The organism is Streptomyces sp. NPDC000983 (genome assembly GCF_040299205.1).
Taxonomy (GTDB): Bacteria; Actinomycetota; Actinomycetes; order Streptomycetales; family Streptomycetaceae; genus Streptomyces.
Window position 1 is genome coordinate 1 of sequence record NZ_JBEPBM010000079.1, and the last position, 14,794, is coordinate 14,794.

Here is a 14,794-nt window from a genome sequence, read left to right on the forward strand (position 1 = left end):
TGGCCGTTGCGTTCCTGATCCGGATCGCTGCCGACCCGCACCACCCGCACCGCACCGCCGCGCTCGCCGAGGTGCCCGCCCCGGCCCGCGCCCGCCACCTCGGCGTCGCCTCCCGCGCCGAACTGCTGCTCCACCGCACCGGGATCCGGCAGGTCGACTGTGACGACTACGGCTTTGAGGTGACCGGGTACCCGGCGGGCTGGTCGGTCGCCGCGGCCCGGGCCGCGATCACCGCCGACGCCGCCCTCCTCCTGCCCCTGCTGCACGACCCCGCCCCGGCGACGCGGATCCGTGCCGCCTACGCCCTGGCCACCGTCACCGACCTCGAGGGCACGGTCCGCACCGCCCTGCGCGCCCGGTTCACCGCCGAGCCGGCCCCGGACGTCCGTGCTGCGCTGCTCCTCGCCACCGCCGAAATCACCCGTGCCCGCCCCCACCCGCCGACCACCGCCCTGCTGCGCGAGTGCTGGCAGGACCGCACCCGAGCCCTCGAGGTCCGGTTGGCCGCCGCGATCGGATGGCTCTGCCTCACCGACGAAACCGCCCCCGACGACCTGCACGCAGCCGTCGGCGGCCTCGCCACCGACGAGCGCGCCCGCACCATGGACGACCTGCCCTGGATGGCCGCCGCCAGTGGATCCGGCGAGACGGGGCTGCAGCGCTGCCTGCGTACGATGCTCCACCCCGAACAGCCTGACCCGAGGCAGTACGACGACCCGTGGGCCCCGCGGTCCTGACGGCGAGAGCAGATCCTCACCTACGTTCGGCGTCGAACAAGCGGACCCGGTAGCTGTTCACGCTGTCTCGTGGTTCAGGTGGGTGAGGCCTTCGATGGAGTCCAGGCGGGTCTGCAGGGCGGGGTCCGGGGTCGGTGTGGTGGTGAGCAGCAGCACTTGGGCCGCTGGGTGTTCCGGGGTGTAGAGGTCGTTTTCATCGTCGTTGCTGGGGATCGGGTTGGGCTGGATCTCGATCCGCCCGTTGGGGATGCCGGCGAGGTGGTAGGCGCCCCGGTAGTCGCTGTCGCGCTTGGTGAAGACCAGCCCGAGGCGGTCACTGACGAGCCGGACCAGTTCGCCGGTGGTGTGGGAGCTGGTGCCGTAGGTGTGGTGGTCGGTCATGGTCACCAGACTCTATGCCGCAGTGCTGGCGGGGCGTTCGACCAGCTGGCCGCGTTCGAAGCGGGCTCCGGCACGGACGAGGGAGACCAGGTGGGGTGGGTTCACGGCCCGACCCGCGTGACCGTCGTGCCGGGGCCACGCTCATGCGTCGCCGAGCGGCGCAGGCTCTGGCCATACCCGAGACGGGCAACGCCTGCTGAGCTTCTGCTCCAAGGCCGGACCAGGCCGGTGGCGACATGCGCCATCAGGCCACCAACCGCCCCGAGTAAATCCGATGGCACCCATAGGCTTCCGACGACAAGACTGCGCCGGTGAACACCCTGCCACCGCCGTCCGACCCGCTGCTTCAGCCGGTACGGGACCCGCGTGCCCGCGACCTCGTACTCGACTTTGCGGACATGCACGCCCTGGTTGCCGACCTGGTTGTGCCAGGCGGCGCTTCGATGTGCGTCATGAGCGTGCTGGAAACCTCCCGCGAGCTCATCCGGCACTCCTACTACCGGTACGAGTTCGCCACCGTCGCCGTCACGCACTCCCTGTTCGCCCTGGAGCACGTGCTCGCCGAGCGTCTGGCCGTGAACGAACCACTCCACGATCTGATCGAGCGGGCCACCGGCACAGGGCTAATCACGGCTGGACTCGCCGCCGAACTCGATCACTGCCGACTGCTCCGCGACAACCTCCAGCAGGGCGCCGAGTCAAGTGCCGCCCTCCGCCCCATCCAGGCCGTCGCCATGGTGCATGCCGTCTTCGATGCCGTCTCCCTGCTCCTCCGACCACCGTCCGCGCCAGAGGAGACAGCCGCCGGCGTGGGCGGAGTACAGCCCCAAGGCGGACTCGCACGCCTGTGGGAGGACCACCTGCGCGCACTGTTCCCCGACGGATTCCGGGGCGTGGACTTCGACGGCGTGGACCTGGTTCTCCTGGATGCCGACGTCGCCGGCCTCGTGCAGAAGGAGTTGAACGGCGGACTCGACGACCTTGGCATTGCCAACCTCTGGGGCTGCATCACCGACCTCGACAAGGTCGTGCCCCTGATCAACGAGGAGTACTGCGCCTCCTACTTCACGAAACTACGGACGATGGCACAAGCCGCAGTAGCGCCCTACATCCCTACCGCGGCCTGACCACCAGGTGCAACGGCCTCGGGGCCTCCCACGAGCCTTCCTGGCAGCTGTTACCCCCGCGGCTCCGCAGGCCGCACGAGGTCGGCCAGGCACGCGCAGCCGGATCGCGGCGTAGCGCACCTGGGCGTTTGGGTCCAGGGGGTGCTGAGAACCTGGCCCGCGGCGCCGAGGACCTCCGCGGCCACGGTAGGCTGCCGGGCGTCATTTCGTAGGCGAGGCGTGAGACGATCCCGCCGGGGGCGAGGAAGCAGGGTTTGCCTTCGGCGGACAGCCAGGGCAGCGGCTCTGTTCCAGCATGACTTCTGGCGCCGCTCGCGACTTCGTCGCCTGCCCGGACATACGCGAGTACACGCTCGACTCCGCAGTTGCCTGGACCCGCCTCGACGGGAGTGGTGACGTGGAGGCCGAGGGAAGGCTGATCGGCGGCTGCATCGACGCCTCGGCCTTCGCACGCAACGACTCACCGGATGGCTCCTCGTGTACGTGGAGGCAGCTGGCGACGATGCCTTCACTATCTGCCGGGGAACTTGCGTGGCATGAGGCTTGCCGGTTCTTCGACCGGGCGAACGTGGTTCTCGTCGGCCAGACCAACACGGCCAACAACCTTTCCCTCCGCCAGCACGAGGCCGTCCTCGACGCACTCGGTTCTCTCAACGTGCCGATCATCGCCGACATCGAGTGCGGCCACGTGCCGCCCTACATGGCGATCGTTGACGGAGCGTACGGCCGCATCGTTCACACACCGAGCCGGAGCGAACTGTGGGCTTGATCCGTTTTGACGGACATCCGAGATCAGGGGTTCTGCCCCGGGAGGATGTCCATCATGGAGAGCATGGGGAAGAAGAAGCCTCGGCCTCGCCGTTCGTTCACGCCGGAGTTCAAGGCCGAGATCGTCGAGCTGTGCCGACGCGGTGACCGCTCGGTCGGTCAGGTCGCCAAGGACTTCGACCTGACGGAGACCGCGGTGCGGCTGTGGGTCAGCCAGGCTGAGGTCGACGCGGGCAAACGCGATGGCCTGACCAGCAGTGAACGCGAGGAGCTGGCCGCGCTGCGGCGGGAGAACCGCCGGCTGCGGGAGGACGTGGAGGTCCTCAAGCGTGCGACGGCTTTCTTCGCGAAGGAGACCCGGTGACGGTGCACCCGTTCATCGAGGCGGAGAAGCGTGCAGGTCACAGCGTCAAACGAGCGTGTGAGCTGCTGAAGGTCTCCCGGACCGCCTTCTACGCCCGCCGCACTGGCATGCCCGGTCCGCGGGCTGTCCGCGATGCCGAGCTGACCGAGAAGATCACCGAGGTTCATGAGCGGTCCCGCGGGACCTACGGCGCCCCGCGAGTCCACGCCGTCCTGAAACGCGAGGGCGAGGAGTGCGGACGGCGCCGCATCGCCCGACTGATGCGCAACGCCGGGCTGCAGGGCCAACACCGCAGACGACGGCAGGTGACGACGATCCCCGACCCGCGGGCCGCGTCCCGGCCCGACCTCGTTGTCCGCGACTTCGCTCCCGACCCGGCCGGAGTCGACACCCGCTGGTGCGGCGACATCACCTATGTCCCCACCGAGGAGGGATGGCTCTATCTGGCTACCGTCATCGACATCGCTTCCCGCCGGGTGATCGGCTGGGCGACGGCCGATCACCTACGAACCGATCTGGTCGCCGACGCTCTCATGGCGGCCTGCCGACAGCGTCGCCCCACCCGGCCGGTGATCTTTCACTCGGATCGCGGCTGCCAGTACACCAGCCAGCAATTCGCCACCCTGGCAACGGAGTTCGGCGTCCGTCTGTCGGTCGGCCGGACCGGCCAGTGCTGGGACAACGCACTCGCCGAGTCGTTCTTCGCCACCATCAAACGGGAGGTGCTCGACACAAGAACCTGGCCCAGCCGAGCCGTCGCCCGCACCGCGATCTTCGACTTCATCGAGGGCTGGTACAACTTGCACCGTCTGCACAGCAGCCTCGGCTACCGCAGTCCCGTCGAATACGAGACCGCACTCGCGGCCTGACCACCACACCAATGGTGTCCGTCAAAGCTGAACAAGCTCAACTGACGCAGATCTTGGACTGACAACCGCCTGGGTTATGCACGTCCGCAGACACGCCCGTGACTACGAGCGCCTCGTCCAGCACCCGAATCACTGATCACTTGGGCTGCAATCACCCTGATAGCCAGGCGCATCACCCGCCGAGCGACCCAGCCAGCCTCTCGTGAGCAGACACGGGACTGACCTCGGTCACCAGCGCGCCCGCCAACCGCACTTCCTGCCAGGCCGCCTGGGTTCAGGGTGCCGTTCGGGGAGCTTGCTCGTTCACGCGGCCTTCCCACGCTCCGACACAGCGGGTGAGGTCCTCTGAGAGGTAGACGTGAAACCGGCGTGGCGGGTCGACGATTGTGGCCATGTACACCCGCGCGTCTCCTACATCGTGGAGCCCGTCCACAGCCTGAGCCAGGCTCTCCACCCGACCTGGATCAAACTCTCCGATCTTCACCAGCATATCCAACCGGCCGCACCAGATCGCCCACAACGTGCGCGCCGAGGCCGTACTCGAAGGAACCTCCCACCGCGCGCCCGACAGCAGAGCAGCCAAGGCCGCGGGCCCGCTGATGGACTCATCCCGGGCCAGAGCCCACCTCAACGCCTCGAACGTCAAATCGCCCTCCTCCGGTTCGGTCTTGGTGCTCAGAATCCGTCGCCCCATCCGAACGTGATGTTTGCTGGGTGATCCGAAGGGCTTCGGCGAGAACATCAGCGTCGACCTGTGCCAGCGTCCTGTCGCCGTATTCGAGGATGTCGTACTCGTCGTCCAGGTTGGCGAGTTGTCCGGCCAGGGGGAGTTCGTGCCCGAAGCGCTGGTGGATCCGGAAAGGCAACTCCCGTGGTGTCAACTCGCCGGCCAGCGTACGGGCGGCAAGTGCTCGTGCGGCGGCTTCCTGTCCGGCAAGGCTGCCCGCTGGACGCAAGAGGAGGCCCAGTTCGTCGAGTGCTGGGGGGAGGAGGCCGTGGACGTCGTAATCCGCCTCCGCGCGTGTGCACGCGGCCAGCATCCGCAGGGCGGGACTGTCGAGGCCGGCGATGAGCGCATCACAGGCGCTGGTGACGACATCGGTCGCACTGATCTCTCCCATGCGCCAGAGGGCGGCATGGTCCTGTAGGGCGAGTGCTCCTGCTTCTGTCGACGTCACTCGGACATGATTCCTTTCATGGTGCATCGTGGTCGAGCTGGTTTCATCGGAGGTGCCCGGGCAGTCACGGCTGCCAGGGAGGGGTTGGTGTGCCGTCCGGGTCCAGGCCGTGCGGCCAACGCTTGCTGGTCAGCAGGCTGAGCGGGAACGGCATGTCGGGGCTGTGGCCGTGGTTGGCGGCCTGCAGGTAGAGGGATTCGGCGCCCTCGTGGTCCCCGGCCTGCTCTCTCATGTTGGCCAGGCGGGTCATGGCCGAGACGTTTCCGTGGTCGGCGGCCTTGCGGTAGAGGGCTGTGGCGCTCTCCTGGTCCCCGGCCTGCTCCCGTGCCTCGGCCAGACGGGTCAGGGCGGTGGTGCTGCCATCTTCGGCGGCCTGACGGGCCAGCGTCTCGGCTGCGTCTGGGTGCCCGGCGCTCTCCCGCACCATGACCAGCTGCAGCAGGGCCAGGGTGTTGCCGTGGTTGGCAGCCTGGCGGACGAGGGCCTCGGCCCCGTTCCGGTCCCCGGCGCTCTCACGCATCATGGTCAGGTGATGCAGGGCGTTGGTGTCGCCGTGGTCGGCAGCCTGCTGGTAGAGGGCCGTGGAGCTCTCCCGATCGCCGGCCTCCTCTCTCATCTCGGCCAGGCTTACCAAGACAGTGGTGCTGCCGCGGCCTACCGCCTGGTGGGCCAAGGACTCGGCTGCGTCCCGGTCCCCGGCCTTCTCCCTCATCACGGTCAGCTGGCGCAGGGCGTCGACGTTGCCGCGGTCGGCGGCCCGGCGGGCCAATGCTTCGGCGCCTTCCTCGTCGCCAGCCAGCCCTCGCAGCACAGCAAGGCGGAACAGGGCGTTGGTGCTGCCGTGGTCGGCGGCCTGCTGGTAGAGGGACGTGGCGCCCTCCCTGTTTCCGGCGGCTTCCCGCGAGACGGCCAGCTGGTACAGGGTGTGGCCATCGTCGGCGGTCAGGCGGGCCAGGGTCTCGGCGCCGTCCCGGTCCCCTGCCTCATCCTTCACCGTGATCACATGCAACAGCCCGAGGACGCCGCCGTGTTCGGCGACTCGTCGGTACAGGGTCTCGGCCTCTTCCCGGTCCCCGGCGTTTTCCCGCAATTCCGCCAGATGGATCAAGGCCCTGGCGCTGCCGCCGTCGATGGCGTGCCGGTACAGGGTCTCGGCCTCTTCCCAGTTGCCAGCCTCCTCCTGTCGCTCTGCCAGGCGTTCCACAGCGCGAGTGTCACCATGTTCGAGAGCCCTGCGGGCCAGCGCCTTGGCCCCCTCCCGGTCTCCGGTGCTCTCCCGCACCATGGCCAGGCGAACCAGGGCGTCGGTTTGGCCGTGGTGGGCGGCGGCTTGGCGGAGGTAGTGGGCCCATTGCAGGCGGTGGCGGTTCACGGCGGCTTCGGCGAGGTTGTTGAGGTCGTTGGGGTGGGTGAGGTGGGTGTGGGCGGCGTGCCAGAAGGATGCGGGCGGGCACAGATGTTGGCGGGTGGTGCGGCCGTGTTGTTCGAGGTAGTCGGCGAGCCGGAACACCGGCCAGGCAGACGGCGGGGGAGGGGGCGCGGTGTTGGTGGTGGGGGCGGGTGCGGGTGGGCTCCATGCGGGCCGGCGGGTGGTGCGGCGCAGGGGCACCTGCTGGCCGTGAACCGGTGCGGCGAGCTGGGCGTAGGCCTGCTCTGCCCAGTCGTCGGTGAGCCGGTCGTAGTCGGCCTCGCTGAGGTAGCCGGGTGCGGCATCTGTCAGGAACGGATAGGGCAGGCGGAGGCCGACGCCGAGACGGCGCGCGTCCATCGCTACCTCCAGCAGCGCCCTGACAGCCCCGGTGGCGTCCTGGTAGCGGTCGAGGAGTGCGGGGGCGCCGGCCAGGTCCTGGGTGACCCGGCCGCCGTCGCGTGCCCGACTGAGGGTGTCCGCCAGCAGCGCGTCACCCGCCTTCGCGAGGACGGCTGCGGAGGCCAGTGCCGCGGCATCGAACGTGCCGGGCACGCTCAGTGTGTGGCTGGCCAGCAGTTCCCGCACACGGCTGTACGGATCCGCCCGGCCCGGTTCGGGCAAGGCGGTGTACTGGTGGGCGTACTCGGGCCACAGTGTCCCCAGCACCAGCACCGGACCGCGCTCGCTATCAGTCAGCAGCCGGTGCACGGCCGCCGCGATCCGTTCTCCGAACGAGGGATCACCCAGGTAGTGCTGCGCCTCGTTCAGCCAGACGACCGTGCGCGGCCCGACCTGGTGCAGGTCTTCCAGGGCGGCCTCGGCGCGGGTGGGGTCGAAGGGATGCCATAGCCGCCACCCCTCCTGGGCGAGGGGCTTGACGGCCTCCCAGCAGGCCCGGGTCTTGCCCGTTGATGAGTCGCCCACCAGGACCAGGATCTGGCTGCGGCCCGCCGCGGCCGCTGTGACCGCCTCGGCCAGGACCCGGTCGTGTCCGCGGGGCACGTACCCGGGTAGTGCCCGCACGCCGTCGGCGCCCGATGCGGTCGGCCCGGTGCCGGCGGGGTGGACCTCCAGCTCGTGCGGATCCCACTCACCGATCGGACGGCCCGGCCCCGGCAGACCGACCGACACCCCACCCGTCTCGCCAGCCGCGGTCCGCCGCAACTCAAGCAACTGATCTACCGGCAGCCGCAGCGCTCCGGCCAGGGCGGTCACCGTGTCCACGGACGGAACGTCCCCCTGGGGTGAGAGTGCCTTCGACACCGTCGTACGGCCGAGCCCGGCCCGCCTGGCGAGTTGGGTCTGATTCAGGCGGGCAGCGGCCCGTCCTTCGTCGAGCCGCCTGCGCAGCTCGGCGTGCGCCGCGTCGCGGTCCGGTCCTTCGTGCATGCGCTGGCCCCCGATGGTGTGTGCCTGTGTTCATCTTTGTCGCCGTGGACCATGGCGCACAGGCGTTCCGGGAGCTTCGTCCCTGTCAGCACCCCACCGTGTCCAGGGAGTCCGCCGTGGCCGTCACCGTCGTCGTCCTCGCCGCCACCGTCATCCTTCTCCTCGCCCTGCTGGCCGCCGTCGGCGCGGGCACGCTGGCCCGTATGGACGCAGCGACCTGGCCGGCCACGCTCACCCGCTCCGCCACCGCCTTCGCCGCCGTCATCACCCTCGCTGCCGCCGTCACCGCCGCCCTTTCCGCCTTCCTCACCTGACGGCTGGTGCTCCTGCGGTCCGGTCTGTGCCTTGCGTGGTTCGTCGCCTGTGGCGCTGCGAGGCCCGGCGCGAACCTGTTCTGCGCGGGACCTGTCCCACGTGGACCTGGAGAGGGCGAATCTGAACGAAGCAGACTTGAACCGCGCGCGACCTGACAAGCCGAAGCGCGCCCGCTGAGCCGCCCGGCGCCCGCACCTACGCCGCCGCGCAATCGTCGGTCAGCTACGCGGCCGCCTGCTCTGGGTCGGTCGTGGTCGGGCACAACGACAACAGCGCCACCAGACCCTCCTCAAGGAACAACGCCTTCAGCGCCGCGTAGCGCTCACTGAAGGACCGGACTGACCGGTGAGGTTCCGGCAGTGCATGTCCAGCAGGCCAAACGCAATCTGGTGCGTGTGGAGTTGACGGCCCGCGATGGTGCCGGAGAACTCGATGAACTTTCTGACTGCTCTCGTACGTGCACGGGTGGGAACCAAGTCGCCCGAGCTAGCTCGGCGGACCACTCCTGTGGACATGACGGGACGTCCACGACGCTTTCACAGCAGATAAGTTCGAAACGGAGTACCAAGCTTTGAAGCAGCTCAAGCGAGCACTCATCACCATAGGCATGATGGGCGCAGCATCCGCAGCGGCCATCACGATGAGTGCGGCCACCGCCGCAGCGGCACCTGCCGGCTACGTCAACGAATACCGGCAGACCTTCTACGACCGGCCCGGTGACGGGACCGTGGCCGGGGGGTACGCAACTGCGTGGAATCTCTGCCGGCAAGCGGCCATCGGATCAAACATGCTCCGCTACAACGACATCAACGGAGCCAACGGCGAGTACTACTACTGCGCTAACGGCTCGAACGGCGGAGTGAACCTGTGGTGGAGGCACCTGGTCTAAGGGTGTGCTCCCGCTGTGTGCATCACATCCGGAAGCCGTAAGTCGCCGGAGGCGGACCCAGTGCCCTGTATGGCACCCGCAACCGCACCAGTCCTCTCAAAATGAGGGCACGGCTTCACCCTAAGACGGTGCGCCGGCCTCGCTACCGGATCACCACTGTCAGATCAACGTGGTGACCCTTGCGGACCGGGGGCAGGGAGCGTGGCAACGCAAGAGCATGCTCCCTGCCCGCCATCGACATGGGTGGGCATGCAGGGAAAGATCGCCACGCCGTCTGGGCGGCTGTCGCTGTGGTGGCACGGTGTCTGAACCGCCCCGGGTTCGGTGGAGACTCGATTGCGACGACCAGCGCCTCAACCTTCACATCCAGCCCCGGCTTCCGCCGTACCCGCCCGCCCTCTCGCCGCCTGCACTGCTGAAGGCGGACCGGGGAGCCCATGCGAGGGTCACCTTGAGCTGCCGCACCGGACGGTGTCACGGTCGAGGCTTGCCGGGGCGTTGCGGGCACTGCGGCCGGCATGCGTATACCTCGATGCTCCATCCCTGGTCGTCTTTTGCGCGGCCTGCGCTGGTCACGCCGGGGCGGGTCATCAGGGAGGTGTTGCACCAGCAGCAGGCCCATCCTTGGAGCTGGCGGAAGGTCAGCGCGTCGGCGTGTGGCGGATCTCGACCGGGCGGACCTGGCAGGGCCTCGCTCGTCACGGCCGGTCGGCGAGCGGGACCAGGTCGTAGGCGTGGCGGCAGGGGCGGCACGCGAAGCGCTTGCCGGCGGTTCCCGGTCCGGAGCCCTGCTCGATGACGTGGATCAGGCGGACGCCCCGGGCGTAGTTCTCATGCCACGCACACCAGCCGTAGGCGGCGGGGTTGCGCACGGGCACGGGGGCCTGCGTACTGTCGGCCATGTCGACTCCAACCAGTCGGCCGCCCCGGGGGTCGTGGCTGCGGCCGCCCGGGGGTTTTCGGCCAACGATTCGCTCCTGCACCACGGATGCCATCCCACCAAGGGGTATCCCCCTGATGGGGAGGCCCGGCGGCGCAGGCCACCCGCCACACATTGGGGGACCTTGTGCCCGCGCACCAACCGCCCACCGCCTTACCGGCCGCCCTCCTCGAACTCCCCGCGATGGCTGAGGCGCTTCGCGCGCACGACTTCGGGACGGTCTTCAAGCTGGCCCGGGAACACGCCGGGATCAGCTTCCAGAAGCTGGCCGCCGAGTGCGGCATCAAACCCGAGCGGGTCGGCGCACTCGCGCGAGGCCTCGGCCGCGTCGAAAGCTTCGGGAAGGTCGCCGCCATCGCGGACGCCCTGCGCGTGCCGGGACACATGGTCGGCCTCGCGCCCCGCCCCTGGCAGACGACAGCCCAGAGCGCGCCTGTCGGGCGCCGTGACCTCCTCGCAGCAGCCGGGGCGGCAGGACTCGCCGCAACGCTCCCCGACGTCCTTCCCGCCGCCCTCCCGCACCGCATCAGTGCCGGCACCGTGACACAGCTACGCCGGCGGACCGCGCGGCTGCGCCGCCTCGACACCATCCTCGGCGGCGGCGACACCTACCGCGTGTACGCGGCCGAGTACCAGGCCACCAAACGGGCCGCGCGGACCGCCACCTACAAGGAGGCGGTGGGACAGGAGCTGCTGGCCGTCCTCGCCGAGCAGGCACAACAGGCGGGCTGGGCAGCATTCGACGCCAGCCGGCAGCGGGAAGCCGCCGACCTCTACCGCGAAAGCCGCTCTGCCGCCGAAGAAGCCGGCGCCGACGACCTCGCCCGCAACGCGCTGGCATTCCTCGCCTACCAGGCCGCCGACAGCGACCCGCGCACCGGCGCCGCCCTAGCCGCCTACTCCTGCGACGCGATCACCGAGGCGGCACCGGCCACAGTGCGGGCCCTGCTGTGGGAACGCTCCGCATGGGCACACGCCGTAGCCCAGGACGCCAACGCCACCGATAAGGCCCTCACCGCCGCGCGACAGGCCCTCGACGCCGACGACGCAGGCGACACGCAACCGGACTGGTCAGCCTGGGTCGACCACATCGAGCTGGACATCATGGCAGGCCGCTGCTGGACACAACTGCGCCGACCACTGCGGGCGGTACCGCTGCTGCTGCGCGGCCTGGCACAGTTCGACCACACCCAGGCACGGGACGCGGCCCTGTACTCGACATGGCTCGCCGAGGCCTACCTGCTGGCCGGAGAAGTCGAGGAAGCAGCGCGGGTGACCCAGCGCGCTGCAGAGCTCGCCGAAGGAGTGGCCTCCCCGAGACCGCAGCGCCGGGTCGAGCACGTCGTGTCCGCCCTCGCCATAGACCACGCAACGGTCCCCGCGGTAGCTGAACTCCTCCGGCGCGTCGGCTAATCGCTGGTCGAGCGGGTGATCCACTCCAGGCACCTGGCCGCGCCCTGCACGATCTCCGTGGCGCACACCTCGGGGTTCTCCCACGGGTGGTGCTCGATCAGGTGGGCTTCCAGCGCCGGGTAGCGCACGCCGGTCGTCTTCAGCAGCAGCTGCCACTCCTCGCCGGTGCCGAACTCTCCATCGTGCCAGAACGCCGAGGTGACGGGGCCGATGATCTGCGCGCCGGCGGCGAGCCGCTCGGCGACCGCAGAGCGAGCAAGGGCCACCGCCTGCTCACGAGTTGGTGTGGCGGTGGACACCTGGAGGAAGTCAGCCATGGGCGGCAGCGTAGGCGGCGCCCCCGGAGCCGCGGCAGACGGCCCGCCCTATTGCCAGTCGCTGCCGAGTACCTCGCGCCGGGACGCCTCGGCCCGCCGGTTCAGAGCGTTCGTCATCCGCACCGCCGCCACCGTGGCGAGGACCCCGAGGCCGCCGAACACGATCTGTGTGACGACGCCCCAGATACGGATGTCCTGCGTCGTGCCGATGACGCCGATGCCGACCCAAGCGCCACACGCCCACGCGAACCAGATGCGGAACTTCTCGACACGAACGGCTTTCTGGATCTCGCTGTACGTCGCCACGGTGCCCCCTGGGGTGAGTGAGTAGGGGGGCGAGCATGCCGTGCCGACGGCCGCGGCGAGCAGTATGTGTCCGGGTTGTAACCCGGAAGAGGCTGACAACCCCGCCGACAACCGGGCTGACAACCCCGCCGACAACCGGGCTGACAACCCCGCTGACAACTGTCTGCACGCCCACCGGGTCGCAGTCGGATACCCGCAGGCCACCACGCGGGTTCGCGCGTGGTCGGCAGCCCGACATCCCCCTCTGCACACCCCCGCGCCCAACCAACAAGGAAAAAGGGGAGGGAAGGTAGGGGCGGGCGTACGGGAGTGAGCGGCCGGGGGATCGGGGCGGCGTCGTCTCCGCTGCGCGTCGGCGGCCGCCTCCGCGCAGCACCGCACGCACAGTTGGGCGTGCGTGGGCTTCGGGGGTTCAGCGCGCGGTGCCGGCGTCTCCCGCCTCGTACAGGACACGGGCCTCGTTGACGGCCCGCTGCCAGCTGCGCGGCACTCCGCCGTGCTCACGGGCCAGACGCGCGGCCAGCCCCCGCCGGTGGCCGCCCTCAGCGTGCAGCGCGGCCAGCGCCACACTCACCGCCTGGTCCCGCCGGCTGCGGTCGATGCTCGCCGGAGTCCCCGGCTTACGGCCGGCCCTGCCCAACCGCCCCGTCCCCACATCCTCCTGCCACGCCGCCCAGAACGCCTCCACCGCCTGCTGATCGAAGTACTGCGTCCGCTTCACCGTGTGCACCACCTCCGGATGACGACACCCCACCGGCCGCGTATCACGCTCCGCGTACCAACGCGTGAGCGTCGCAGCCGATGCACCCGTCAGCCCAGCGATCCACGCCCTGCTCACCACCCACCGCCCCTCATGCAACAGGCGCAGCGACGCACCCTCCAACACCATCAACAGCCACCCCCTCCTCACACCGTCCCCTAGGATAGAAGAGCCTTACTGGATGAGGCCGCTGGCGGGGAATTCCGGACCAGGTTTGCCGACCTACCGGAAACACAATTCCCCGCCAGCTCAAAAGCCCCACCATAAAAGAGCACAGCAAAAAGGCGCAGCAAAGCAAAACCCTATTCCCCCGCGGAGCGGGTGGCCCGGCGCTTGCGCGCCGGGCAAGGGGAAAGCCCCCGGCAAGCCGGGGGCTCCAAAGCGGGGCGGGTTCCCGCAAGGCGGGAACCCTGGTCGCGCTGCGCGCCGACCAGGGCAGCACGGCGCGGTGCGCCTTCAGTGGTGGGCCGGGGTGCCGAGGTCCCTCACCGGGCACCCCGGCCCTGTGCCCCGGCGGCGGAACCGGGGCCGAAAGGCGGGCCATGTGACGGCCATCCACAGCCCGCCCAAGCCCGCTACAGGATCGTGTAAGCCACCGGCGGGTACACCGCCTCCGCGTCCCCGTCGTCCTCACTGTGGACACCAGGCGCGTCCAGGAACACCGCCACCTCCCCATCCCCGATCAACTCCGCCGCCTCAGCAGCAGAGCACTCGGACAGCACCCCCCACGCCAGATGCCACGCCTGCACGATCCATGACGGACCCTCACCGGGCTCGGCGGCGGGGGAGCGCAGGTACATCACCCCGTACGACAGCGTCTGCGCCAGCCCGCACGCCAGCAGGAACGCGAAGTTGTCGAAGTACTCCCCGTCCACGCCCACCATGTCCTCCGGGCCGCCATCACCCTCGACCGTCAGCGCCAACGTGGCGCTCAACGGCCGCTCCTGGCCGTCCATGTCGACCCCCAGCCGTAGGACGTGCTCACCCGGAGCCAGCCGCCCCATGATGTGCGCGAGTACGAAGTGGGCTTCGTCCCGGGCTTCAGCGAATACATCCATCGAAATGGGCTTGAGCTTCATTCTCGGTCCTTCGCTTACTGGATGATTTGGTCTGCCTGGTGAGGTTGCCGCCTAACCAGACACAGTTATTCTCCCCTAGGGGAGTTGAACTGAATCCGTCATTTCAAGCCATTCGGGAGAGCCCAAGCGATGGTGGGCTGAATCTCCAATCGCTACACAGCTTTGCAAGATGATGCATCAATGCGTGCAGTAGCGGAATCAGGGCGAGTGCACCCCGGCTGAGATGGGAGGTTAGGTTCCGTTTCCGACGGAGGAGTCGACACTCCACTCAAGGCTCATTTGACGGATCGTCACCCTTACTGCGGAGGTGGTAGCTAGGAATCCCAAGCCCTACACAGGCCCGCACCTGATACACCCGTCCCTCGCTGCTGCCTCAGCACCCGCGCTTGCGCGGGTGCCCCCAATTCGCGCTTGCGCGAATTGGGTTGCCTTCAGAATTCCGCTTGCGGAATTCAATTCCCGCGCTTGCGCGGGAATCTGGCGGAGCGTCAGCGGAGCCGTTCCCTCTGCAGCGGCTTGCCGCTGCAGTACCCGCGGAGCGGGTACTGCAG

General features: G+C 69.2%; 16 protein-coding genes and 1 pseudogene. 9 read left to right on the forward strand and 8 right to left on the reverse strand.

From position 1 onward, the window contains the following. A partial coding sequence (locus ABT296_RS37440) for a hypothetical protein (protein ID WP_351934435.1) occupies nucleotides 1-737 on the forward strand: 737 nt, incomplete at its 5' end. A 57-nt stretch (nucleotides 738-794) separates the two neighbouring features. Here ABT296_RS37440 and ABT296_RS37445 read toward each other — a convergent pair. Next, the gene (locus tag ABT296_RS37445; protein WP_351934437.1) at nucleotides 795-1,118 is read right to left on the reverse strand and encodes a hypothetical protein; all 324 of its coding nucleotides are present in this window, start codon (nucleotides 1,116-1,118) and stop codon (nucleotides 795-797) included. A gap of 452 nt (nucleotides 1,119-1,570) precedes the next feature. On the opposite strand from ABT296_RS37445, the gene ABT296_RS37450 reads away from it, so the two are divergent. The 5 genes and pseudogenes from ABT296_RS37450 to ABT296_RS37470 all read left to right on the forward strand — a co-directional run. Beyond that, on the forward strand, nucleotides 1,571-2,245 hold the full coding sequence (locus ABT296_RS37450; protein ID WP_351934439.1) for a hypothetical protein: 675 nt from the start codon (nucleotides 1,571-1,573) through the stop codon (nucleotides 2,243-2,245). Nucleotides 2,246-2,540: 295 nt separating this feature from the next. Continuing rightward, a complete protein-coding gene (locus tag ABT296_RS37455) occupies nucleotides 2,541-3,014 on the forward strand; it encodes a S66 peptidase family protein (RefSeq protein ID WP_502977427.1) in 474 nt (157 codons plus the stop codon). Nucleotides 3,015-3,068: 54 nt separating this feature from the next. Further along, entirely contained in the window at nucleotides 3,069-3,377 is a 309-nt protein-coding gene (locus ABT296_RS37460; RefSeq protein WP_502977428.1) for a transposase, read from the forward strand. Beyond that, nucleotides 3,374-4,246: an IS3 family transposase gene (locus ABT296_RS37465; RefSeq protein WP_351934441.1), complete on the forward strand. Its 873-nt coding sequence runs from the start codon at nucleotides 3,374-3,376 to the stop codon at nucleotides 4,244-4,246. The genes ABT296_RS37460 and ABT296_RS37465 overlap by 4 nt, the downstream gene beginning before the upstream one ends. Before the next feature lie 67 nt (nucleotides 4,247-4,313). Continuing rightward, a pseudogene (locus tag ABT296_RS37470) lies at nucleotides 4,314-4,426 on the forward strand (IS5-like element IS4811 family transposase); the annotation flags it as partial. Between the two features lie 425 nt (nucleotides 4,427-4,851). On the opposite strand, the gene ABT296_RS37475 reads toward ABT296_RS37470, so the two are convergent. Beyond that, entirely contained in the window at nucleotides 4,852-5,367 is a 516-nt protein-coding gene (locus ABT296_RS37475; RefSeq protein ID WP_351934443.1) for a hypothetical protein, read from the reverse strand. Nucleotides 5,368-5,488: 121 nt separating this feature from the next. Next, on the reverse strand, nucleotides 5,489-8,224 hold the full coding sequence (locus tag ABT296_RS37480; protein WP_351934445.1) for a helix-turn-helix domain-containing protein: 2,736 nt from the start codon (nucleotides 8,222-8,224) through the stop codon (nucleotides 5,489-5,491). Nucleotides 8,225-8,340: 116 nt separating this feature from the next. On the opposite strand from ABT296_RS37480, the gene ABT296_RS37485 reads away from it, so the two are divergent. Then, the gene (locus ABT296_RS37485) at nucleotides 8,341-8,538 is read left to right on the forward strand and encodes a hypothetical protein (protein WP_351934447.1); all 198 of its coding nucleotides are present in this window, start codon (nucleotides 8,341-8,343) and stop codon (nucleotides 8,536-8,538) included. A 572-nt stretch (nucleotides 8,539-9,110) separates the two neighbouring features. Next, the gene (locus tag ABT296_RS37490; RefSeq protein WP_351934449.1) at nucleotides 9,111-9,428 is read left to right on the forward strand and encodes a hypothetical protein; all 318 of its coding nucleotides are present in this window, start codon (nucleotides 9,111-9,113) and stop codon (nucleotides 9,426-9,428) included. A gap of 698 nt (nucleotides 9,429-10,126) precedes the next feature. Here ABT296_RS37490 and ABT296_RS37495 read toward each other — a convergent pair. Continuing rightward, nucleotides 10,127-10,330 (reverse strand): hypothetical protein, encoded by a 204-nt coding sequence (locus ABT296_RS37495; RefSeq protein ID WP_351934451.1) that lies wholly within the window; start codon nucleotides 10,328-10,330, stop codon nucleotides 10,127-10,129. 221 nt (nucleotides 10,331-10,551) lie between these two features. Between ABT296_RS37495 and ABT296_RS37500 the strand changes: the two genes are divergently transcribed. Continuing rightward, on the forward strand, nucleotides 10,552-11,781 hold the full coding sequence (locus ABT296_RS37500; RefSeq protein ID WP_351934453.1) for a helix-turn-helix domain-containing protein: 1,230 nt from the start codon (nucleotides 10,552-10,554) through the stop codon (nucleotides 11,779-11,781). Here the strand turns inward: ABT296_RS37500 and cutA are convergent. The 4 genes from cutA to ABT296_RS37520 form a co-directional block, all read right to left on the reverse strand. Then, the gene (cutA, locus tag ABT296_RS37505; protein ID WP_351934455.1) at nucleotides 11,778-12,098 is read right to left on the reverse strand and encodes a divalent-cation tolerance protein CutA; all 321 of its coding nucleotides are present in this window, start codon (nucleotides 12,096-12,098) and stop codon (nucleotides 11,778-11,780) included. The two genes, ABT296_RS37500 and cutA, sit on opposite strands and share 4 nt — an antisense overlap. Before the next feature lie 48 nt (nucleotides 12,099-12,146). Beyond that, complete coding sequence (locus ABT296_RS37510) at nucleotides 12,147-12,404, reverse strand: hypothetical protein (protein ID WP_351934457.1); 258 nt, start codon at nucleotides 12,402-12,404, stop codon at nucleotides 12,147-12,149. 412 nt (nucleotides 12,405-12,816) lie between these two features. After that, nucleotides 12,817-13,125 (reverse strand): hypothetical protein, encoded by a 309-nt coding sequence (locus ABT296_RS37515; protein ID WP_351934458.1) that lies wholly within the window; start codon nucleotides 13,123-13,125, stop codon nucleotides 12,817-12,819. 614 nt (nucleotides 13,126-13,739) lie between these two features. Further along, complete coding sequence (locus ABT296_RS37520; RefSeq protein ID WP_351934460.1) at nucleotides 13,740-14,243, reverse strand: hypothetical protein; 504 nt, start codon at nucleotides 14,241-14,243, stop codon at nucleotides 13,740-13,742. Nucleotides 14,244-14,794 lie beyond the last annotated feature (551 nt).

Bases quoted from the DNA above. Each gene is read 5' to 3' on its own strand.
- ABT296_RS37450 (WP_351934439.1), top strand. From the start codon at position 1,571: ATGAGCGTGCTGGAAACCTCCCGCGAGCTCATCCGGCACTCCTACTAC.
- ABT296_RS37480 (WP_351934445.1), bottom strand. From the start codon at position 8,224: ATGCACGAAGGACCGGACCGCGACGCGGCGCACGCCGAGCTGCGCAGG.
- ABT296_RS37460 (WP_502977428.1), top strand. From the start codon at position 3,069: ATGGAGAGCATGGGGAAGAAGAAGCCTCGGCCTCGCCGTTCGTTCACG.
- ABT296_RS37495 (WP_351934451.1), bottom strand. From the start codon at position 10,330: ATGGCCGACAGTACGCAGGCCCCCGTGCCCGTGCGCAACCCCGCCGCC.
- ABT296_RS37455 (WP_502977427.1), top strand. From the start codon at position 2,541: ATGACTTCTGGCGCCGCTCGCGACTTCGTCGCCTGCCCGGACATACGC.
- cutA (WP_351934455.1), bottom strand. From the start codon at position 12,098: ATGGCTGACTTCCTCCAGGTGTCCACCGCCACACCAACTCGTGAGCAG.
- ABT296_RS37475 (WP_351934443.1), bottom strand. From the start codon at position 5,367: ATGGGAGAGATCAGTGCGACCGATGTCGTCACCAGCGCCTGTGATGCG.
- ABT296_RS37500 (WP_351934453.1), top strand. From the start codon at position 10,552: ATGGCTGAGGCGCTTCGCGCGCACGACTTCGGGACGGTCTTCAAGCTG.
- ABT296_RS37520 (WP_351934460.1), bottom strand. From the start codon at position 14,243: ATGAAGCTCAAGCCCATTTCGATGGATGTATTCGCTGAAGCCCGGGAC.
- ABT296_RS37445 (WP_351934437.1), bottom strand. From the start codon at position 1,118: ATGACCGACCACCACACCTACGGCACCAGCTCCCACACCACCGGCGAA.